Source organism: Scardovia wiggsiae, assembly GCF_051045985.1.
Lineage (GTDB): Bacteria > Actinomycetota > Actinomycetes > Actinomycetales > Bifidobacteriaceae > Scardovia > Scardovia wiggsiae.
This window is the reverse complement of the sequence record NZ_CP157350.1, coordinates 1,412,409-1,433,350: the sequence shown is the minus strand read 5'-3', so window position 1 is coordinate 1,433,350 and position 20,942 is coordinate 1,412,409. Positions and strand designations below refer to the sequence as shown.

General features: G+C 51.3%; 16 protein-coding genes and 1 tRNA gene. 6 read left to right on the top strand and 11 right to left on the bottom strand.

All coding sequences use genetic code 11. From position 1 onward, the window contains the following. Nucleotides 1–6: 6 nt before the first annotated feature. A complete protein-coding gene (locus ABKA16_RS06100) occupies nt 7–795 on the bottom strand; it encodes a FadR/GntR family transcriptional regulator (protein ID WP_380999970.1) in 789 nt (262 codons plus the stop codon). Between the two features lie 434 nt (nt 796–1,229). Between ABKA16_RS06100 and ABKA16_RS06095 the strand changes: the two genes are divergently transcribed. Continuing rightward, on the top strand, nt 1,230–3,842 hold the full coding sequence (locus ABKA16_RS06095) for a Cna B-type domain-containing protein (protein WP_434156668.1): 2,613 nt from the start codon (nt 1,230–1,232) through the stop codon (nt 3,840–3,842). Nucleotides 3,843–4,029: 187 nt separating this feature from the next. Here the strand turns inward: ABKA16_RS06095 and ABKA16_RS06090 are convergent, their stop codons facing one another. From ABKA16_RS06090 to ABKA16_RS06075, 4 genes are all read right to left on the bottom strand, one after another. Then, on the bottom strand, nt 4,030–4,941 hold the full coding sequence (locus tag ABKA16_RS06090) for a hypothetical protein (protein WP_380999973.1): 912 nt from the start codon (nt 4,939–4,941) through the stop codon (nt 4,030–4,032). A gap of 90 nt (nt 4,942–5,031) precedes the next feature. Next, a tRNA-Ala gene (locus tag ABKA16_RS06085) sits at nt 5,032–5,104 on the bottom strand. A 122-nt stretch (nt 5,105–5,226) separates the two neighbouring features. After that, a complete protein-coding gene (locus ABKA16_RS06080; protein WP_380999975.1) occupies nt 5,227–5,946 on the bottom strand; it encodes a DedA family protein in 720 nt (239 codons plus the stop codon). 190 nt (nt 5,947–6,136) lie between these two features. Then, nucleotides 6,137–7,903: a dolichyl-phosphate-mannose--protein mannosyltransferase gene (locus ABKA16_RS06075; protein WP_380999976.1), complete on the bottom strand. Its 1,767-nt coding sequence runs from the start codon at nt 7,901–7,903 to the stop codon at nt 6,137–6,139. A 497-nt stretch (nt 7,904–8,400) separates the two neighbouring features. Here ABKA16_RS06075 and ABKA16_RS06070 point away from each other — a divergent pair, with 497 nt between their 5' ends. Beyond that, nucleotides 8,401–10,371 carry a hypothetical protein gene (locus tag ABKA16_RS06070; protein ID WP_434156667.1) on the top strand — a complete coding sequence of 657 codons (1,971 nt, stop codon included), beginning with the start codon at nt 8,401–8,403 and terminating at the stop codon, nt 10,369–10,371. Nucleotides 10,372–10,462: 91 nt separating this feature from the next. Continuing rightward, nucleotides 10,463–11,518, top strand: a complete 1,056-nt coding sequence (gene rsmI, locus ABKA16_RS06065) for a 16S rRNA (cytidine(1402)-2'-O)-methyltransferase (RefSeq protein ID WP_380999978.1) — start codon at nt 10,463–10,465, stop codon at nt 11,516–11,518. 10 nt (nt 11,519–11,528) lie between these two features. Here the strand turns inward: rsmI and ABKA16_RS06060 are convergent, their stop codons facing one another. Then, entirely contained in the window at nt 11,529–11,759 is a 231-nt protein-coding gene (locus ABKA16_RS06060; RefSeq protein ID WP_380999979.1) for a hypothetical protein, read from the bottom strand. Between the two features lies 1 nt (nt 11,760). After that, the gene (locus ABKA16_RS06055; protein WP_380999980.1) at nt 11,761–12,648 is read right to left on the bottom strand and encodes a hypothetical protein; all 888 of its coding nucleotides are present in this window, start codon (nt 12,646–12,648) and stop codon (nt 11,761–11,763) included. A 336-nt stretch (nt 12,649–12,984) separates the two neighbouring features. Here ABKA16_RS06055 and metG point away from each other — a divergent pair, with 336 nt between their 5' ends. Continuing rightward, nucleotides 12,985–14,853, top strand: coding sequence for a methionine--tRNA ligase (gene metG / locus ABKA16_RS06050; protein ID WP_380999982.1), 1,869 nt, complete (start codon nt 12,985–12,987; stop codon nt 14,851–14,853). Nucleotides 14,854–15,257: 404 nt separating this feature from the next. On the opposite strand, the gene ABKA16_RS06045 is transcribed toward metG, so the two are convergent. Genes ABKA16_RS06045 through ABKA16_RS06035 form a run of 3 tightly spaced genes read right to left on the bottom strand, consistent with a single transcriptional unit; the run spans nt 15,258 to nt 17,816 of the window. Continuing rightward, nucleotides 15,258–16,091: a glycosyltransferase gene (locus ABKA16_RS06045; protein ID WP_380999983.1), complete on the bottom strand. Its 834-nt coding sequence runs from the start codon at nt 16,089–16,091 to the stop codon at nt 15,258–15,260. Beyond that, nucleotides 16,088–16,861, bottom strand: coding sequence for a lysophospholipid acyltransferase family protein (locus ABKA16_RS06040; protein ID WP_380999985.1), 774 nt, complete (start codon nt 16,859–16,861; stop codon nt 16,088–16,090). Before ABKA16_RS06040 ends, ABKA16_RS06045 begins: the two co-directional genes overlap by 4 nt. Before the next feature lies 1 nt (nt 16,862). Further along, entirely contained in the window at nt 16,863–17,816 is a 954-nt protein-coding gene (locus ABKA16_RS06035) for a lysophospholipid acyltransferase family protein (protein ID WP_380999987.1), read from the bottom strand. A 232-nt stretch (nt 17,817–18,048) separates the two neighbouring features. On the opposite strand from ABKA16_RS06035, the gene cysK reads away from it, so the two are divergent. Together cysK and ABKA16_RS06025 are read left to right on the top strand one after the other, a co-directional pair. Beyond that, on the top strand, nt 18,049–19,005 hold the full coding sequence (gene cysK / locus ABKA16_RS06030) for a cysteine synthase A (protein WP_380999989.1): 957 nt from the start codon (nt 18,049–18,051) through the stop codon (nt 19,003–19,005). A 231-nt stretch (nt 19,006–19,236) separates the two neighbouring features. After that, a complete protein-coding gene (locus tag ABKA16_RS06025) occupies nt 19,237–20,073 on the top strand; it encodes a DapH/DapD/GlmU-related protein (protein ID WP_380999991.1) in 837 nt (278 codons plus the stop codon). A 422-nt stretch (nt 20,074–20,495) separates the two neighbouring features. On the opposite strand, the gene ABKA16_RS06020 is transcribed toward ABKA16_RS06025, so the two are convergent. After that, the gene (locus ABKA16_RS06020) at nt 20,496–20,942 is read right to left on the bottom strand and encodes a Panacea domain-containing protein (RefSeq protein ID WP_380999993.1); all 447 of its coding nucleotides are present in this window, start codon (nt 20,940–20,942) and stop codon (nt 20,496–20,498) included.

Sequence of the window (20,942 nt, the reverse complement as noted above, 5' to 3'; positions counted from 1 at the left end):
CTCTGCTCACCCCAGATAGGAATTCAGTATCCCTTCAATAGGCTTGTAGTGTTCCACGACCGCATCCCTGTAGGCATCAACATCCCCGGCGATTGCTGCTTGAAGCATGTTGTTATGGGAAGCAGCGGCAGTCCCAAGATTCTCACTGACAGTCAGGCCAAGCTGGGGGAGGACCGCCATATGCACCAGCCACAGGCTGTGGGCCAGTTGCTTAAGGACTTCGTTATGGGTCTCATCAAACAGGCGGGAGTGGAATTCGATATCCTGTTCAAGGAAAGTTGTATGCTTTTTTGCCTGTTTTTCCATATGTCTGACAAGCTTCTCCAGGTCAGGCCGGGGAGTACCTTTCATGGCGTCAACGACTTGTTGTGCTACACCCAGGTCGAGGATCCGGCGGACCTGGATCACGTCGCGCAGCTTGGTCAGATTGGCGTCCTGGTTAACTATGGTCCGGAAGCTGAGTGTTTCAACGAGGGGTTCCAGAGAAAGGTCCCCAACGAATATCCCTTTGCCGTGTATAACTTTGACTATATGGAGGGCCTCAAGTTTGCGGACGGCCTCGCGTACTGAGGACCGGGAGACGCTCAGCTCTTCACATAAGGTTGCTTCATTGGGCAGCGGATCCCCGGGTGAGAGTTTTTTCTGAATAATATATGATTTTATGGCGTCAATAGCGATATCGTACCGGTTCCGCAATGATGCGGGGGCAGTTTCAGCAGTATCTAGGGGAAGCACGGCCAGTGAAGATAATTGTGATTGTATGCGCTGTCCTGCTGATTCAGTTTCACTTGCCATATTGTATCCATTTCCCCAAGAAGCAGTTTATGTAAATCGTACTTCGCCGTATGAATATATATATGATATCAGATGACCGCGGGCAAAACGCAAGCGCGGTATGAAAACCGATGATTGGAATAACAGATGGGATATCGGGGCAGCGGTACGGTTCACTACAATGCTGCAGGGATAATAGTAATCACATTATTGTCTGCCCGGTATCTTCGGCCTGGTTTTATTACGGCCGGTAGCATCTTTTGGGCGGCTTTCCCCCGGACAGTACCCTCTCTTCTTCCCCTTTTCCTTACTTATTACTTGTTTCCGGTGCTTTTAGTCCGCAAATGTAACGGGGGGGGGGTATCATGATTATATGATATTATATACTTGGAGGAGACAGTAAGGTCATAGGAGAAAGGAATTACGATCTTATGCGTAACCATACTAGTTTTGCTATGGCTCAAAAGCCAGGGTGGCTCAGATGGCTGACTGCATACGTTGCTGCGCTCGCCATCCTTTTGGGCAGTTTAGGGATCAATTCCTTGCTTCTGTCCCAGGCGTCAGCAGCTGAGCTAACTGAGAATATCATCACCGATGCGAGTGTGACAAAGAAGGAGTTGAATCCTAACGATTACGTAACGCAGCTGAATATGGGTTTCAAACTGCCGAATAGTATCCATAAAGGCGATACTTCGACCATAACCCTTCCCAGTGATTTCACGTTCAATGCGAACTTTGATTTTGATGTGATGAGCAGTGATGGGAACGTGGTGGCTAAAGCCCATGTTGATGCTGCAACAGGGAAGATGACCCTGACCTATACAGATTATGTAGAGTCGCACTCGGATATCACGGGTAAGATCACTGCTGCTATCAGGATAAAGACCGATAAGGTTACTGACTACGGCAAGAAGACTATCAATCTGGATGTCAATGGGAAGCTCGTTCCGGCTGGGGAGATCAATTACGGACCGTGGGGTGGGGATAACCCCGATGAAATCATTTCAAAAATAACAAGTGCGGATTATAATACGGGGACGCTTTCTTACACTATCCGCGTGAACGCTAAAGGCGAGGATATGAAACAGGTCACGGTTGCGGATATCCTCCGTTCTGTGGGTATGTCTTATGACCAGTCCAGCTTTAAAATCACAAAAGGCAAGTGGGCCATCAATTCTGCGACCAAGCGCTGGGAGCTGCAGAACGGTACTGACGTTACCGCTTCGACCACTGTGAACTATACCAATGAAGGCAATGGCGGTTTCACTATCAATCTCGGTGATATTGGTACCAACGGGTACAAGATCGAGTATAAAGTGAAACTCAATCATGCCCCGCTTAATGGTGAGCAGTTCAAAAACCGTGTTGCGCTTAATTACAATGGCAAAACAACTAGTTATGGTAACACTGCTACATGGGAATCCGGTTCCGGCGAAGCTAACGGATACAACTATTCGATCAAGCTCAAGAAAACGGACGTAAACGGCAGGGCCCTCAAAGGTGCTGTTTTCAGTGTTGTCCGTGACAGTTCCGGCGAAACGGTAGGGACGATCACAACAGGTGAGGATGGTACCGGTTCGCTCGGCGGACTACTTCGCGATAACTATACTGTCATGGAAACTACAGCCCCCGATGGGTACGAGAAGGCCGATCCTGTAAGAATTACTGCCGAACAGCTTAAGAATGATGCTAAGACGGCAGAAATAACGGTCGTCGATAAACTGGAGGAAAAAACTTCAGTGAAGGTGACGAAAGCCTGGGATGATTCAGATAACACTGACGGTGTACGCCCGGACTCCGTCCAGGTGCAGCTTCGTGCTGACGGCGAGAAAAGCGGGGATCTGGTGACCCTCAATGAGGCAAACCACTGGACTTATACGTGGACAGGCCTTAAGGCTAAGAATAACGGGCAGGATATCAAGTACACCGTATCTGAAGTACTTCCTGCTAACGGCAAGTATACATTCAAAGTCACCGGCGACGCCGCTTCCGGATACACTATCACAAATACCCATAAAGTAGAGAAGACTTCTGTCTCCATTTCCAAGGTATGGGATGATCAGAATGACCAGGATGGTGTGCGCCCGGATTCTGTTAAGATGCAGCTATATGCCGACGGTGTAGCTTCCGGTGATCCGGTGACGCTGGATGCTGCTAACGGCTGGAAGCACACCTGGAGCGATCTGGATAAGAATGCTTCGGGCAAGGCCATTATTTATACAGTTAAGGAAGTCAGCATCCCTGAAGGGTATACTTCCGAAACTGCAGGCGATGCTGCTTCCGGATACACCATCACTAATAAGCACACGCCGGGAGTGACTTCTGTTTCCGGTGCGAAGACTTGGGATGATAATGATGATCAGGATGGTGTGCGCCCGAAGTCCATTACAGTGAACCTTCTGGCCGATGGCGAGGTTATTAAAACAGCTGCCGTCACAGCTGCCAATGGCTGGAAGTATTCGTTTGAAGGCCTTCCGCAGTTTAAGGATGGCAGGAAGATAACCTATACGGTTTCTGAGCAGCCTGTTGATGGATATAAGACCACGATTGACGGTACGGCTATCACTAATACCCACGAGACAGAGAAGACTTCTGTTTCCGTGGAGAAAAAGTGGAAGGATCAGGACAATAAGGATGGGTCGCGTCCGTCTTCTGTGTCTGTGCAGCTGTACGCTAACGGTGTTGCTTCGGGCAGTACTGTCACATTGGATGCTGCTAACAGTTGGAAGCACACCTGGAGTAATCTGGATAAGAATGCTTCCGGTAAAGCTATTACTTATACGGTGAAGGAAACCAGCGTTCCGCAGGGGTATACTTCGACGGTTTCCGGTGACGCGGCCTCAGGGTTTACGATAACGAATTCCCATACTCCTGTGGTGCCTCCAGCGCCGCCGGTTATTCCTCCAACAGTGCCTCCGGCCCCGAAGAAGCCGCATAAGCAGCTTGCTAAGACAGGCGTGGGCCTGTGGTCTGTAGCGGCTGCGGGTGTTGCCCTTCTCCTTTCAGGTGCAGCATTTATCCTGCGCCGGAAGGATAGGGGACAGCGGAACACTGCAGCGGATAAGTAAAAATAAATAAAAGACGTGTGTGGAGTGTCCCATTCAAGTACTCCACACATGAGGGCAATTTCTTACTTTGTTGTCCTTCTCCCTAGAAGACAAGAAGCAGCCTCCTATACCGGCAGATTATCAGCTGTCCAGGAGGCCGCTTCATCTATTAAGATGTTAGAGAATAAGTTAAAAAGTTATAATTATTTTACTTAAGTATCAAACGGGTATATATCTCGAATAATGTCAGTAAAAACAAATCTTCCATCGACACAGCATCTTTGTTACATTCTGTATAGTCATAAGGAGCTCCGTATTCTTTATTAGGATTGGGATCCTTAGTGTATATCGCGAGTTCTTTTGCAAGCGTTGTTACGAATTGGCAAGCTTCAACCTCCCGGGTATTACGGGTATTACTAAACTTATACATGCATTGAAGACAATCAATGGCACTATCAGTATTGTCTGTACTCTCGAATGCTATTTTAAGGATATCGTCAATAGGAGTATTATACAGGCAATAAGTATCTTTGCTTGTAGTATCTCTAATGAATTGTGCTAACCGGCCTGTTCTGTGTTCTGCCTCACGTACATAGCTGGGTGTGTACGGGAATGGAGTATCTTTGAGTGGGACTAGTTCAGCTGCATACTTTGTCAAGCTGTATAAGAGGTACTTACCATTATCATAAAATAATACATCCTGATCCTTTGGGAAATACGTTTTCATAATACATCTCAGCTCAGCAACGCACTTATCAAAAAAGTTTGGTATATCAGCAACCCGCAGATCTAACTCCTGGTATTCAAGGATACGGTTTTGTACTTCAGCCGTACAGCAGCAATATTCGCGATACATCTCTCGGGAATAGTAAAAAAGTTCATTATGCATAGCTGCTATGGCGCATAATGGTATTAAAGCCCTGTCCGAATAATGTTTTGAAATAAAACTTACAGCACGGGACTTTACTTCCTCAGCATGACGTTTTTCGTCGCGTTTATCCTGACGCTTCTCAAATTCTTCCATACGCTGGCCTTGGCGAAACTGCAATTCAGCAATAATAATTGTTGTGATTAAAGTAACTACAGCGCAGATAATATTGATTCCATCAGAGACTGACATGGTTTTCTTTCCTCTCCACATTAGACACCATTATAGTTAGATATATTTAGATAGCCAAAGTATCATCCTCTTTTATATCCTATAACTTAGTGGAGCTGAGGAGAGTCGAACTCCCGACCTCTTCGATGCGAACGAAGCGCGCTACCAACTGCGCTACAGCCCCATTGGATCCGCCGGTACCAGCATGCCGCTGGCCAGTGCCGTGCTGCCATATGCTGCGGTTACGCTGCACGGGCAACATTCCATACTATACTCGGTGCTCTGGTCCCAGATATAGGGCGAGTGTTATTCACCGGTGCCTGTACTGGCAGAAAGCCCCTCCGTACCAAATTCCGCTGCCGCTTCCTTTTTGGCTTTGTTCTTGTTCAGTTTTACTTTGATGAGCCCAACGAAAGTCGGGATAAGGGAGATGAGCAGGATGCCTACTATCACAAGCTCAAAGTGTTTCTGCACTGCGGGGATGCCGCCGAAGAAGTATCCGAGCAGGGTGAACAGCGAGCCCCAGACCAGCCCGCCAAGTACGCTGAACGGCGCGAACCGGTGCCATTTCATGCCCGTAATGCCGGCGAAGAACGGCATAAAAGTACGGATAAAGGGGAAGAAACGCCCGAGGAATACCGCAAGCGGACCCCACTTGTCTATCATCCCCTCGGTTTTGGCGATCCTTTCCGGTGTCAGCGACTTGACTTTGCCGGATTCGACGATCCGCCGGCCAAAGAAATGGCCGATAAAGTAGTTGCACTGATCTCCCAGGATTGGCGCAGCCAGCAGGATGGGCAGCAGTACAGGAAGGGTAATGGGATATTTCGGATCAGCGGCAAAATACCCTGCGGCAAACAGCAAGGAATCCCCCGGGAGGAAGGGCATGAACACCACGCCGGTCTCAATGAAGATTATCAGAAAAATAATGGCATAAGTAGGCCCGAGGCCAAGCGTCGTGATCCATCCGGCGATTGCGGTACGCGGATCCCTGAGAAGCCGCACAAAAAAGTTAATAACGTCCACTGGAACTCCCTTATTGGTATCCGTGCCCTGGCTCCTGTAAGGAGCCTGTACGATCAGAAACTATATAAGCATACACGATACATCTGTAACGCCGTCTTTCAGGGCTAGATCTAAACCAGATACTAACAATTACGGATATTAGCAGTGCTGTTACGAAAACTGGCAATTGGCAGTAACCTGGTTCCTGAACTTAGATCCAGCTGTACAGCCACATATGTGCCGCCCACAGTCCGCGGGGGAGCGGTATCCCGGTCCAGAGAGGGAAGAAGAAAACTGATGCCAGCACTATGGCGGCCACGCCTATGCCTACGATTACATGGTATGCCCGCTTTTTAAGCTGGGCTTTGAGCCAGCTCGCCATATATATCACAGACAGGATCACCCAGGGAAGAAGTACTATCGCGTAAAAATTGAATGTTGTGCGGTTCAGGTACTGCAGCCACGGAAGCCAGCCGCCGAGCCAGCCCGCAAGTACAGCCCATATCCGCCAGTCTCCGCGCCGGTTTGCAAAATCAACAACGGTTATGATAATGACCAGGAGCGCGCACAGCGTCCCGATCCACCACAGCAGGGGGTTTCCTAAAGCGAGAACATTGCTGTAACAGGGCGATCCGGGGGATATCGCGCACAGCCCGGTCCCTTTTGCTGATTCTGACAGCCAGAAGTTCGTCGGGCGGATCTGTAGCGGCCACATCCATGCGTTCGCCATATATGGATGCGGTTCGCTCAGGTTAACATGGAACTGCCACATTTGGCGGTGGTATTCAACGAACGACCGCAGTGTTTCAGGGAGCCATGTGATCCCTTCCCCGGGATGCGCCGCCGCCCAGTTGTGCATATAGGAATCCGGATGAATGAACCAGCCGGCCCATGTCGCACAGTATGACAGCGTTGCCGTGGGCACCATATACAGTGCAGCAGGCAGGCCGTCATGGACAACCGCGCTTGCGAACCAGAAGCGGTACCCGAGCGTATGCCTGTTATATGCATCCCATAGCACGGAGATAAGGGCGAAAACAGCAAAGAAATATATCCCGGACCATTTGATCCCGCAGCTCAGCCCAAGCAATACGGCAGCTATGAGGCGCCACCATGAGAAGAATACGGATGGTCCGGCGAGGTTTCTTGAGTTTTGAGGCGTCTGTGGCGAGACATGATGGGCATCGGCATACGCGGTGAGTTTTGCGAGTGCCCATTCGCGGTGATTGAGCAGGCAGAGGAAGGCTCCAAGTACCAGGCTCATAATGAAGATATCAAGGATTCCGGTGCGGCTCATAACTATTCCGAGGCCGTCAATGCTCATGAGTATCCCGGCAAGCGCTGCCAGCGGAAGGTTACGGAACAGTTTAAGCGCTATGCGGCACATGAGGAGGATGCCTATAGTGCCTGCTGCCGCGGCGGCTACCCTCCAAGCGGCAATATTTCCTGCACCCCCCAAAAGTTTGAGCCCCAGGGCTATGAACCATTTCCCCAGGGGAGGGTGGACCACGTTCTCAGCCTGGGGCAGCCAGTTGTCGGTCTGTCCTGCTGCGAACAAAGCATTAACAGCTGTCCCGTGTATGGTTTTCGGCCAGTCCCGCGCTTCTCCCGTCATAAGCATGGTCCAGGCGTCCTTAACGTAATATGTTTCGTCAAAAACCAGGCCTTTAGGGCTGCCGAGCCGTATGAACCGCAGAAGACCACCAAAAATAGTGACTGCAAGCGTGACTATCCAACCCATCGCCCGCCGCCCGTGGTCAGTATGCGTGTAAGCCTGCAGCTGGCTCCATCCGGGCAGCAGTTTCCGATGATGGCTGGGGATCAGAGCTATACGGGAACCTCCGGTACTGCTGCCGTGCAGCACGCGCATGCGGGATTTTGTGCGTATGCCGGGCTGCTGCCGACCGCATGTACCGGCTGCGGGCCCTGCGCTGCCAGCCCCGTCAATAATGTTGCTGCTACTCTCGTCTGGTTCCATAGTTTAAGATACCGTGTCTGGCTTGTGATGTGTACTCAGCCCTATTATATCTGCCGTGTCCAACACGCAGCATGCTTTTCGATCCGCAGTACGGTGTGTCCCGGCTGATTTTATCCACGGGTTTTGCAAAACAGTTTTTAGTGTTAATGATATTCATTCTCAATATATAATTATTGAGGATGAATTGTGCAGGAATTTGTGCGGAAAGGCAGATAGGTACCGGTAAATACCGGCAGATATCAGCGAAGGCTGAAAGGCGGCAGCTGATATCAGCAGGCAGCGGAACGGATGCCGGAAAGCATCAAAAGCAATATCAGAAAAGGATATAGGATGGCGTCAGAACAGACGGAAGGGAAGAGTCCTTCCTTCTGCTTCGCCCGGTACTGAAGGGCAGGAAGGCAGCGATGTCGGCAGCTCCGGACGTGTAAACAGCAGCGGCAAAGGTACCGGCAGCGATGCCGGCGGCGATAACAGTATCGAGGATTTCCCCGGCACGGATGTATACAAGCCGTATATCCCTTCAAACAGTCCCCGCGCGCCGAAGGATGCTGAACGCGGGCAGGGTGCCGGCAGTAATCGTGATCCCCGCGGTAACAGCGGCAAGGATAACAGCAATATCGCTGATAAGAGCAATGGCAGCAGGCCTGATAACGGGGCTGCAGGCAGCGGCAGGCAAAAAGCCCCGGTACGGCAGCTACGTCAAACTGACCTTTGTTGATGAAGCTGAGCGGAACGGAAAAACCCTGCCAAAGGTCGTTAACGGCGAACTTACGGTCAGCAAGGACGATGTCCCGAATGCATACGGTATCAACACAGAGATCTTCGTGAACCGTAACGGATTCCGCAACACAGAGATCCGGGTAAAAGTGCCTTTCTATGCTGAGGCAAGCCATGTCCATGTTTCGGCACAGGATTATTTGAGCAACACTGCCGCGCAGGTAGCTCAAACCGGCGCTGCAAGCGATATCCATCAGATCACTTTCGCCGACTACCTGAGCCAGCTCAAGCCCCATGGTGCGCAGATATCAGTCAACGGGACAGAGATAAATAGCCCTGTTACCGCTGTCGATACTAAAAAAGCTGAGGTAACGGTAAAGCTGCCCGGGAACAGGCATATTTCGGATCTGTATATGCAGGTGCGCGGCGCGAAAGAATATATCCTGCGCAACAGTACCTTGGATGACAGCAATGCGCAAAAATATAAGTTTGCTTACGACAGCGGCACAAATACACTGAGATTCTCCGTTGACCCTCTTGACCGTGATTGCGACATACATACGGCTGTCAAAGATGGTGCTATGCCTGACCTGAAGAAAGCAGATATCTCTGTAGGGTTTGGCAGGGATCATCATGCCAGGTTCGGAGAGCTGCGGGTCGATAATACGAAGCAGGCGTTGGGTGCCGGGAATTCAGTGAAGCTGAAACCCGGAAAACACGTGTTTACTTTGTATTTCCGTGAACCTTTCCGCGGGAAGATCAAGGAAGTTGTCGTTACTGACCGTGAGCATCGTACAAACCTTATCCGCAGAGGGGCGCTGTTTGATGTCGAGGAACAGAAAAACGGATATTACTACTATCCTGGTGCGCTCCTGATAGGGGCTGAGCTTCAGTCTGATTCCACGATTGATGTTGTGTATGAAGACGGGCCGGATTCTCCGGCGCAGGGCCGCAGTCAGGACGGGCTGCAGGGGGATCAGGATACTTCCGGCCGCGATAAACGGGAGGAGAGGCCCAGTCCCGGCCCCAACTCTTCAGATACCGGCTCCGCTGACCCTGACGCTATGAAGGAAACTAATAACCCTAAGGATAAATATCCGGCAGTATTCCTCGAAAGCCCGGGCCTTCTGACGGTCAACTCCGGTATGACGACTGAGGGCGACATGCTTGATGTGAGCGGATTCATCGGGTATGTCAAAGATGATGACGAGATCAAAGATATCAATGTCTATCTTGTGGATAACCGGGGAAACAGGGTCTCAGACCCGATCCATCTGACAAAAAATGATGTGACGAAGAAAGCCATCAGCCGAAGGGCCGGCAGCGCGGCTTACTCGGGCAATGCTTACCTGTTCAGTACCAGGCTGAAAATGGCAGATTTCAATATCAATGTCAAAGTTGAAGTTACGACCAGGAAAGGTGAAACTGCAAGCATCGTCCGGCGTACGTTCTTCGACAAACTGGCTCCGGAAGTGGAATATGAAGTCCATGACCGCGCCCCTGATTCTGATTCCGTGCGCCTGACTGTCAGATCAACTGACAACTCCCTGAGACTGGGTCTGTACCAGGACGATTCCCTGATCGTAGATGAGGATAAGACCGTTATTTCGTTTGCGGACGGCGGGGTAGAAGTGGTGAAGGAAATCGTAGTGCCGCTGAAGGCGGGGCAGAATACCATCACCCTTAAAGCAACCGACCTGGCGAATAATCAGACGGTTAAACGGCTTCATGTCTATCGCACAGGCGAGTAGCTGATTCAGCGGCTCCGCTTCTTTGTTGCGGATAATGCAGGGGATACTCTGCAGGTTTGCCTGCAGCCAGGCAGAGTGATAGGTTACTTGTATGACCGAAACAGATGGGCCAAGCATGGATAATAATGCCGAGGCGGCAGGTAGCCCTGTTGCCGGCGGGCATAGCCCCGGCAGCGTATTCGGCAGGGCTGGCAGTCCCGGCAAAGTGTTTGAAAAGATGCGCGGTAAAGTAGTGCTTGCTGCTACGCCTATAGGAAACACTGCCGACGCCTCGCACCGGCTTGCAGCCCTTATAGAGAATGCGGATATTATTGCGGCGGAGGACACCCGCAGGCTGTATGATCTGGCTAACCGTATGGGTGTGCGCGTTGGCGGGCAGGTTGTTGCATACCATGACCATAACGAGCGCGGCAAGGCAGATCCGCTTCTGGACCGTGTGCAGGAAGGCGCAACTGTACTTGTGGTTTCTGATGCCGGGATGCCCACGATCAACGATCCGGGGCTTGCTATTGTCCGGCGTGCGATAGCCCGCGGCCTTTCTGTTACCTGCGCCCCCGGCCCTTCGGCGGTGCTCGATGCGCTGGCGCTGTCGGGGCTGGCCACTGACCGTTTCTGCTATGAGGGGTTTCTGCCCCGCAGGCATAACGAACGGCTGAAAGCACTCCGCGCGCTTAGGGCAGAAACGCGGACGATCGTATTCTATGAGGCTCCGCACCGCATCCGTGAGTCGATGGACGACTTTTTCAGCGTGTTCGGTCCGGGGCGCTCAATGGCTCTGGCCCGTGAACTGACGAAAGATTATGAGGAAGTCCGCCGCGGTACGATCGCACAGATCCGTCAGACTGTAACGGATGATCCGCCTCGTGGGGAGATAGTCCTGGTCATCGCCGGGGCGAGTGCTGAGGAGGCGGCGGAGGCTGCCGGGCAGGTTTCGCCGGCTGTGAGTGCTGAGGGCCTCGCACGGGAAGCTGTCCGTTATTCCGAAATGTATAATGTGAAAGTCAAGGATGCTATCGTCCGTATTGTTCAGGAGCATCCCCTCCCGGACGGTTCATTGCCTAACCGGAAAAAAGTGTATGCCGCAGTACTTGCCCTTAAGGATGTGGGAGCAGAAGATACAGGACCAGAGGGCATAAAGGGCGCGTGAGACAAGACAGTCAGGGCTGATCAAGGGAATCAAAGAGGACAGTAAAGCATTCCTTAACATGGGGTCCTCCGCTTTGTGAAATATATTCCAGCAGCTCCGGGGTAGAATTCGGGTTTGCTATAAGCCAGCAGCGCAGCTTGGGGATATTGCGCGCTATATACCACAGGATCTCAGTGTCGTTATGTGATGCCGCGACATACGGAGTCAGCTTCAGCGGCGGCGGGGGAGGTGTCGGCATCATACTACTGGTTTTGTATTTTCGCATCATAAGGGATGCTTTCCCCGCTCTTCCGGCCGCGCTGGTCTGTGCGGCCGCCGATCTGTATGGTGCTGCCCGATGGGAGATAGCGTTTGCGCTGTGCATCAAGTATTGCCCTGAGCTGCGGATTGCTGAAACAGACGACCCCCTCGTCATGGCCAGGCCATCGGGGGTGGTCCCACAGCATTTTGAGACAGTCAGTATACGTGAAATTGAATATCCCCGCGAGTCTACCGATTGACAGGTATGCTTTTTCCTCGGCTTTTTCACTGATGCTCAGGCAGGCAAGGTCGCACGCGGTCCTCACAGGTGAGGTCAGGCGCTGTGTGCCAAGGTATGACAGATGCTCCTGCGGGATATCCCGGTTGGTGACGCGGATAGCCCGGCCGTATATAGGTGTACGGAAATGCGACCGCGAGATGATATCAATAGTACGCGGGAAATCACCGCCGACCCATATCCAGGAGGCGACTAACCCGCAGGCAACAGCATTGTAGGGCAGAAGGCTCTGTATGATAGCAGCCCTCCCCTGGGTGCTTGCTGCCTGGACATTGACGAAAAATGAGTGGTTATCCAGCATTGTGATAGCCCCGGTATTGATAAGGCGTCTCAGACCTATGCTTCCGCTTATCTGGTTCGCCCTGAAAATCGGTGTCCTGGAGTGGCTGATTTTTCCGCGGAGTACGTAAAGGGCAGAGTTTTTAGGTTCGCTGAGGCTGCGTGTTATTTCATAGATGTTCTCGGCGAGCGTGAGATCGTCATGGCCGGTGCTGCCTGCAGCCCGGGCCTGCTGTGCAGGGACCCTGCGATTATGCGTATGTCCGCCGGCTGCATGGTGCTGTATTCCTGCAGCGGCCAGTCCTGTTCCCATAACGGCTCCTTTATTTTGACAGTACGGTTGCCGGCATTTGCACTATCCGTATCTGTATTGCCGACTTTGGCACCAGGGCTGTTCTCCCGGTACAGTGTCTCAGTTTATGCACTTTTTACGGTTATGGGCCGGAGCTTGAGGAAAATGTGGATAATGCGGATAAGTCTGTAAGATTGCAAAATTTTTGTGGACAGAGTGCAGCGGATAAACAGGAGGATATTGGTTATCCTCCTTAACCCACAGTGGATAATATATGATCCGCAGGTATCCATATGGATAACCCGCGGGATAACTTTATATATATTTTTGTCTGCGTTGATAGGGATAATCAGCCTTATGAGTCATGTATTAGTAGCAGTTGCCTGGCCTTATGCGAACGGACCGCGCCATATCGGGCACGTTGCGGGGTTTGGTGTACCGTCAGATGTTTATGCACGGTATGAACGCATGAAGGGCAATGACGTACTGATGGTCTCCGGGACAGATGAGCACGGTACCCCTATTCTGGTGCAGGCTGAGGCTGAAGGCGTATCGCCGCAGGAGCTCGCTGACCGGTATAACCGTGTGATTGCGCAGGACCTGTGCGACCTTGGCTTGAGTTATGACCTTTTCACGAGGACTACTACGAAAAACCATGAAAAAGTGGTCCAGTCCATGTTCACCCAGTGCCTTAAAAACGGATACATATATAAAGGCACACAAATGGTCGCTATTTCGCCGTCCAGCGGGCGCACGCTCCCTGACCGTTATATTGAAGGGACCTGCCCTATCTGCGGTTATGACGGTGCACGCGGGGACCAGTGCGATAACTGCGGTAATGAGCTTGACCCTGTTGATCTTATTGACCCGCGTTCTAAAATTAATGGGGAGATACCGCGGTTTGAAGAAACTGAGCACTATTTCCTTGACCTTCCGGCATTAGCTGAAGCGAACCTGGCCTGGCTGAAAACCCGCAAAGGCTGGCGCACTAATGTGATCAATTTTTCTATTGGCCTGTTTGATGAGGTCAAGCCCCGTGCAATCACACGTGATATTGACTGGGGTATCCCGGTGCCGGTTGACGGATGGATAGACAATCCCAATAAAAAGCTTTATGTGTGGTTCGATGCTGTTATCGGTTATCTGTCTGCTTCTATTGAATGGGCGCGGCGTAAAGGCGATCCCGGCTTATGGAGCGAATGGTGGAATAATGCCGATTCCCCGGCTTATTACTTCTTAGGCAAGGATAATATTACTTTCCATTCCCAGATATGGCCTTCGGAGATACTCGGGTATAACGGCGAAGGCAGTAAAGGCGGAAGCCGCGGTGATATGGGGAAGCTCAATATGCCCTCCGAAGTCGTGGCGTCTGAGTTCCTGTCCATGGAGGGCAAGAAGTTCAGTTCTTCGCGCGGTATCGTTATTTATGTCAGGGATATCCTTTCGCGGTATCAGGTGGATGCTCTGCGGTACTACATTTCAATAGCCGGGCCGGAGTCGTCTGATTCCGATTTCACATGGGCCGAATTCGTCCGCCATAACAATGAAGAGCTTGTGTCCGGCTGGGGCAATCTGGTCAACCGCGTTGCAGTTTTGCTTTATAAGAATTTTGGAAGGATCCCCCATATCGATCCATTGGATCTGCGCGATATTGATACCGGGATATTGCAGGCTGCTGCAGACGGTTTTGAAACAGTCGGCAGGCTGCTGGATAACCAGCATCAGAAAGCAGCGCTCTCCGAAGCCATGCGTATCGTTGGAGAGATCAACAGATATATCTCAGCAACAGAGCCATGGAAAGTCAAGGATGACGAGGTGCGCCTCGCAATTATCCTACATACTGCTGCGCAGGCTGTTATGGATGCCAATACCCTTCTTGCACCGTTCCTCCCGCATTCTGCGCAGAAAGTCTATGAGGCTTTGGGCGGATCAGGCACGTTCTCTGCCCTGCCGCACCTTGAAGAGGTGTCTGACCTGGATGATCCCGGTTTCACTTATCCTATAATTACAGGCGATTATAAGCTGGGTGTCAATGTACATCCCTGGGGCAGGGAAGCAATCGTTGACGGAACTGAAATACATAAGCCTGAACCTGTTTTCCAGAAGATACCGGAGGAAGCTGTTGATGAAGAGCTCAGCCGCTTCAACCAGGGCCTTGCTGAACGCCAGGAAAAGGAATCCGCGCGGCTTGAAGCTGAAAAACGGAAACTGAAAACTGCTGAATAATTAGCGGATGAACAGGTTGTGGTTGAATGGCCGGTTGGGCAAACAGCTAAATAGCCGGGCATAAATAGCTGGGCAGCGAGCGGCCAGGCTGCACGGCATTCACGCGGCATCCGTCCAGTTATTATACCCCGCAGCTCAAAATTCACAGGCTGTTTTAAGGGAAATCAGGGATAAGCATTAAGGTTAGTGCCGTTTAATAATAACTAACAACGTAAAAGTTGGGTAAGAGAATCCTCTCTTAATAATTGAACCTTTCTTCTCTCCTTCTCTCTGATAGCCCGGTTTCACCGGGCTTTTTAATTTTCTGCGATCCTGCCCATCCCACCCCAATTCCGCAGACTCCTGCCTGCTTGAAGCCAGTCCTGTAAGGCCGAGCCTGCGAGCCTGTGTTGAAGCCCGAATCCTCACAGTTCAGGATTCATACGTTTTATGTGGTACTGGTATTTATGTATCAGCGGATCAAACCCATGCTCGCTGAGCACACTGTGCAGCCGGTCAACATCCCAAGGCTTTACAGTAAGCGTATGGGGTTTCGGCAGCAGATGGAGCGTCGTAGTAAAATGCCGCAGGACTGTGTCGGGCCGGGTCTTCAGCTGTTCGTTATAACGGCGGGGGAGGACCGCCCTGCTGCGTGCAAGCCGGTTGATCGCCGTCTGATCGCATAAGAACATCCGTTTTTCAGCGCACAGTTCGCGGCATCCTGCGAATAAACCTGTACTTCGGATTTCGGGCATATTCAGCAGGAGCACACCTGAATTGAGATAGTCCCCGGGGATTGTGATCCCGGCTGTCGGCATCAGCCTGCCATAGTGGTCAGGGACCCCTGCAATCTGGACGTTGGAAATATCTGCAGCGTAAAGTTCGCCAGGGTCTTTCCGGCATACTACGTCAGTGTCTAAATACAGTATGCGGTCCGGGAGCTTAATGAGATCAGCGTACAGCCGCAGCATACAATACGGAGAAAAGCGCGTATCCATATTTGCGTATGGCAGGTGGGTGTTGAACTGTACGCTTATATCAATAAGTTTCGCGCTGCCCCCGCATGCAGAATCCTTTATGAGGCTGTCTATATACGATATATCCCTGCTGTCTATGGGCTTCCATACATGGCCGGGGGTGGCCAGCGACGCTGTAAGCACGTAAACGTTAACCGGCTCGCTGGAATGGTCCAGCAGCGACAGGACCGAGATGAGCAGCCCATCCCGCATGTTACTGTCGCCGCAGTACAGGATATTCATGATGCAGGATGCACCTTTCTGTAAGCGGCATACTCGTAAGTTGACTCACTGCTCCTGTCAACCATCGCAGCATATATCTGGTCCCTGAGCTTTTCCGACTTGGCATCCTTCTCTCCGTCCATTTCAGGGAAGAAAGGGCCGTCAATATAGACAGTAACCTTCGGACGCCTGAAAAACCGCCTGCGTTGATATGTTACTGTCGAGCAGAAAACCGGTACCCCATACCTGACCGGGTATGCAAAGGATTTGGCGGAAAAAGGCCTGATATGCGTGTAGAAAGGCCAGACATGGGCCTCAGGGTAGATCGCAATGGCAGTCCCCTCGTCAATCAGGCTGTCCATACCCTTGTGGAAATCTTCGTGCTGGTCTTGAGTTGTCGGGACGGGGAGCATATTGGCCCATTCAAGTACCTTGCCGATTACGGGGATGCCGAAATTAGCGGGGCTCATCATAGCGGATACTTTGTTCGGATAATTCAGCGTGATAGTCAGCGCTACATCACCGAAAGGGAGGGTATGGTTGCCGTATATAAAAAGGGATTTTCCGGCCCAGGGGCTTAATGCTTCTTTATTGACGAACCGGACACCCAGCCAGATGTACGTGTAAAACCATGACACGGCAAAAAAAATCGAGTAGGCACACTGGTACATGAAGCGGAACTTCCCGCCTTCCCTGTGCCATACATGGGAATCTTTGATCTTATACTGCTGGTTGGCGGTCTCGACCATATCGTCGGTAATGCTTGTATAAAGGTATTTTTTACGGGGCATTCTATCCCTCGGTTTGCGATGGGGATTGCGGCTGTCGTGGCTGCGGTTCCTGAGGGCTGGATGCATCCTCCTTCTGCCGCGCATTCTCGGGGTGCCATCCGGCAATATCGGAGACATCAAAGGGGGCATCAGCGGGTTTGCCGTAAATACGTTCGTATGCTGCCTTCCTTTGGGCATCGTCGGCCTGGCGCAGGGCTTTGCTCCTTTCATCAGCCGGCAGGCTGGGATCCGGGTACAAAGTATCAAGGACATGCACTACATAGCGGTTCTTGTTGAATTCAGGGTCAGAAGGCTCCGGTTTCCCTGTATCGATGATCTCTGTGAAAAGCGACACGATAGGGATATTCAGCTGCGCCGCATAGTCGTATACCCCGTGACGTCCCGGACGCGGCCTGCGGTAGTTGAACCACATCTGCTCTTCAGGATAGATGAGGACAGCCCCTCCGCCGCGGAAGACGCGCATCAGTGCTTCCGGGAAAAGGTTCGACAGATAGTCATGGTCTTTGGCGATGGGGATAGTATCAAAGTATTTGAGGATAAACCCGACCCAGCCCGTCATCCTCAGGTTCAGGGCCTGGCTGACTACAAAAGTGCGTTTCCATCCGGCGCGGCGCATTGCCTCGCGGATCGCCAGATTCTCAAGAGGATTGAAGTGGTTGGCTGTTACAAGTACGCCTTCATGTCTGGCGGCAAGCTCAGACAACTTTTCCAGCCCGTCGTATTCTGCAGAGGAGTTGATAATGCGTTCTGCTACCCGCATCGAGGCCCGGGCGAGGCAGTTATTGACCCTGAACCTGAAAGTACGCATGGAATGAAGCTGTCTGACTGACAGATCAAGTTTTTCCTGACGGGTAGCTGTCGGATCTTCGGTTTCTACGGGTTTATAAGGGGTATTGTTTTCGATTGCGTGGCGAATATTTTCTGCGACAGCATGCTTGCTTCCACCAATGATCATGGTCGTACCTCTGTCCCTTAAATCGTGCTATCCCCTGGACAGCTTACTTGTAGGCTACGGAACATTAATTTTACCGAAAGGGTTAGAAACCCATGTCCGCCTGAAAATTGCATTATGCTCATAGAGATAGCCGGGCATGTGCTGCGCCGGTATTTCGTTGTCCGTTAAGACGGGATACCGTCGGTTATCCATAACAGAAAGCCTATGCACATGTTAAATAATTGGAGGAATTATGGCCGCCCCGGATGCGCATGACACACCTGTAAAAACATCGAATATCCAGCTTATTGGGAATACCCCGCTTCTCGAATTCACCCATTTTGAATCTGACCTGGATCTTAAGGCTAAGGTTTACGGCAAAGTTGAATCTTTCAACCTGACCGGTTCCATAAAAGACCGTGCTGCCCTTTATATGATTGAAGCTGCCGAACGTGAGGGGAAGCTCAAAACCGGTTCGACTATCATTGAGCCAACATCGGGCAATACCGGTATTGCCCTTTCGGCAATAGGGAGCGCCAAAGGATACAAGGTCATCCTTGTTATGCCTGACACTATGTCGGTGGAACGGCGCCGCCTGATGAAAGCATACGGTGCTGAGATCGTGCTCACTGATGGGGCAAAAGGTATTTCCGGTTCTATAGAAAAAGCCGGGGAACTCCTTGCGGAGATTGAAGATTCCTTTATGCCTGACCAGTTCTCGAATGCTGCGAATGCGCAGGCCCATTATGAGACGACGGGTCCGGAGATTTGGCGTGATACTGACGGTGATGTTGATGTGCTTGTTTCGGGCGTCGGCACTGGCGGGACGATTACGGGAGCAGGACGCTATCTTAAGGAACAGGATCCCCATGTGAAAGTGATAGCTGTGGAGCCTAACTCTTCTGCAGTGCTTTCTGGGGATAAGCCTGGGCCGCATAAGATCCAGGGGATCGGTACAGGATTTGTCCCAGGCGTCCTGGACACCGCAGTTTATGATGAGATCATCCGCATAACCAATGAAGATGCTTTCGCTACCGGTGCCGCTGTTGCCCGGAAGGAAGGTATCCTGGCCGGTATTTCTTCGGGTGCCGCTGTTTCTGCCGCCCTCCAGATCGCCCAGCGCGAAGAGAATGCGGGTAAGAATATTGTTGTGATCCTTCCGGATTCCGGCGACCGGTACCTGTCTACGCCATTGTTTGCTGCAGAATGATGGAAAACAAAATAATGGAATAAGTGCTGTAAGGCAAATGCGGCGGAACGGCAACGTACCTGTTTTCCCGCGTACAGTATAAAGCCTGTCTGTGTTACTTTTGCGATACGGACAGGCTTGTGCATATTGGGCAGGCATTTATTTACTACTTTATTTAGTACATCCGGCGGGCACTTTTTCGTAAAAAAGGGTATCTGCCGGTTTCTCTATGCAGATTGGTATAAGGGTACTATGTCCAATAATGCAGACCTTGACCGCATACGTCAGGCAGTTAATAATGTAGATACTTCGGAGCTGGGAACGCCGATTGCGATCCCGGACAGGAAGAAAACTGTTGCGCTGATAAAGCTTACGCAGGCTATACTCCTGCCGCAGTTCTACCACTATAAGGGGCTGGACCAGAGCCAGGCGCTGGAGGCTCTTTCGGAGCAGATGGAGGCCCAGATCTACCGTGCGCTTCAGATGCATTCCCTTGACTGTTCCCAGTGCGCAAGCCTCCGCGACAGCTTCCTCGGCTGCCTCGCACAGATAAAGTCAGATGCGATGACCGATATCCGGGCGATCTATAACGGGGATCCTGCTGCGCCCTCCCTGCCTGAAGTCGTCGTATGCTATCCGGGATTCTACGCTGCATTCATCTATCGGATCGCGCACGTACTCTATAGCCTGGGCATCCCTTATATACCAAGGATCATGGCTGAGTTCGCACATGAGAAAACAGGGATCGACATCAATCCGGGGGCTTCAATCGGCCGGTACTTCTGCATAGACCACGGTACCGGTGTGGTGATAGGTGAGACCGCGCGCATAGGATCCCATGTAAAGCTGTACCAGGGCGTTACGATAGGCGCACGCTCTTTTGATAAGGACAGCAGCGGGAATCCGGTCAAAGGAGGCAAGCGGCATCCGGATATTGGAGACAGGGTCACTATTTATGCTAACGCTACCATACTTGGCGGGGATACAGTGATAGGTGATGGCTGCGTGATCGGGGCGAATGTATGGCTCACGCAGTCTGTTGGCTCTGGGCAGAAGGTATTTTATACGCCGCAAAATCGTTCTCGTTAAAGGCATAAGGAGGTATTTTGACGCATATAGGCGCATATAGGCGACACGCCGAGAAATTGCGAGGTTGAAAAATCTCATGGGTATTGTATAGTTACTTATGTCGGCATTGCCGACCAGGTTAAACCTGATAACTGAACCCTTCTTCTCTCTTCTCTCTCAACCTCCCATGTTTTGCATGGGAGGTCTTTTTATTTCCGCTGAGTTTTTTAAGTTTGCCTTTTACGGCACCGCAGTTGTCAGGAAGCTGTGTATTGGGCAGAATGGGACAGCGGGTGTATCGGGCGCTGATCCAGCGTTGGGTGTTATTCGTTACGGCAGATCCGGAAGCTGGTTTGGGTAGTGCCAGAGGTTTTAACGGCCTTAAAATACAGTACAAATGCAGGATGCAGCAGATACACAGAACAGATATGCGGGCTATTATGCTAGTTAATAATGCTGTGGTTCGAATAGTAGTCAAGCATTGACTGTTTGCTTATCAGGCACATTCCAGGATCCTCGGGCCTTAATCCTTTTCGGGCTCTCTTCCACGGGGCTTCGCAGTGTGTACGTTCACTGAGTTCGCTGCCGGACAGCTCCTTAAGGCTGCCACAAACCGCATCAGTGGTTTCCTGCTCATCTTGAGAAAGCCTGTTATGCGAAAAAGCATCCAGTGCATTTTCCCGTATCAGGAAAAGGCTCCTGTGTTTATCGAAAAGGTCAGGCGATACAGGGCCATTACGCCATGCATAAAAATCTTCAGCGAAAAGAGGTCTCTTAAAGCGCCTCATATATTCGGACTGAGTGTAAAAAACAAGTTTCTGCAGTTTCATCGTTGTCATGCTGCCATACCGATGAAGTATATACGAGGCGACATCAAATATATTTGTCAC

Excerpts from the sequence above, each read along its gene's own strand:
- ABKA16_RS06035 (WP_380999987.1), bottom strand. The coding sequence starts at position 17,816 with ATGATCATTGGTGGAAGCAAGCATGCTGTCGCAGAAAATATTCGCCAC.
- ABKA16_RS06100 (WP_380999970.1), bottom strand. The coding sequence starts at position 795 with ATGGCAAGTGAAACTGAATCAGCAGGACAGCGCATACAATCACAATTA.
- ABKA16_RS06025 (WP_380999991.1), top strand. The coding sequence starts at position 19,237 with ATGTCCAATAATGCAGACCTTGACCGCATACGTCAGGCAGTTAATAAT.
- rsmI (WP_380999978.1), top strand. The coding sequence starts at position 10,463 with ATGACCGAAACAGATGGGCCAAGCATGGATAATAATGCCGAGGCGGCA.
- ABKA16_RS06075 (WP_380999976.1), bottom strand. The coding sequence starts at position 7,903 with ATGGAACCAGACGAGAGTAGCAGCAACATTATTGACGGGGCTGGCAGC.
- ABKA16_RS06040 (WP_380999985.1), bottom strand. The coding sequence starts at position 16,861 with ATGCCCCGTAAAAAATACCTTTATACAAGCATTACCGACGATATGGTC.
- ABKA16_RS06060 (WP_380999979.1), bottom strand. The coding sequence starts at position 11,759 with ATGATGCCGACACCTCCCCCGCCGCCGCTGAAGCTGACTCCGTATGTC.
- ABKA16_RS06045 (WP_380999983.1), bottom strand. The coding sequence starts at position 16,091 with ATGAATATCCTGTACTGCGGCGACAGTAACATGCGGGATGGGCTGCTC.
- metG (WP_380999982.1), top strand. The coding sequence starts at position 12,985 with ATGAGTCATGTATTAGTAGCAGTTGCCTGGCCTTATGCGAACGGACCG.
- ABKA16_RS06095 (WP_434156668.1), top strand. The coding sequence starts at position 1,230 with ATGGCTCAAAAGCCAGGGTGGCTCAGATGGCTGACTGCATACGTTGCT.
- cysK (WP_380999989.1), top strand. The coding sequence starts at position 18,049 with ATGGCCGCCCCGGATGCGCATGACACACCTGTAAAAACATCGAATATC.
- ABKA16_RS06070 (WP_434156667.1), top strand. The coding sequence starts at position 8,401 with ATGTATACAAGCCGTATATCCCTTCAAACAGTCCCCGCGCGCCGAAGG.
- ABKA16_RS06055 (WP_380999980.1), bottom strand. The coding sequence starts at position 12,648 with ATGGGAACAGGACTGGCCGCTGCAGGAATACAGCACCATGCAGCCGGC.
- ABKA16_RS06090 (WP_380999973.1), bottom strand. The coding sequence starts at position 4,941 with ATGTCAGTCTCTGATGGAATCAATATTATCTGCGCTGTAGTTACTTTA.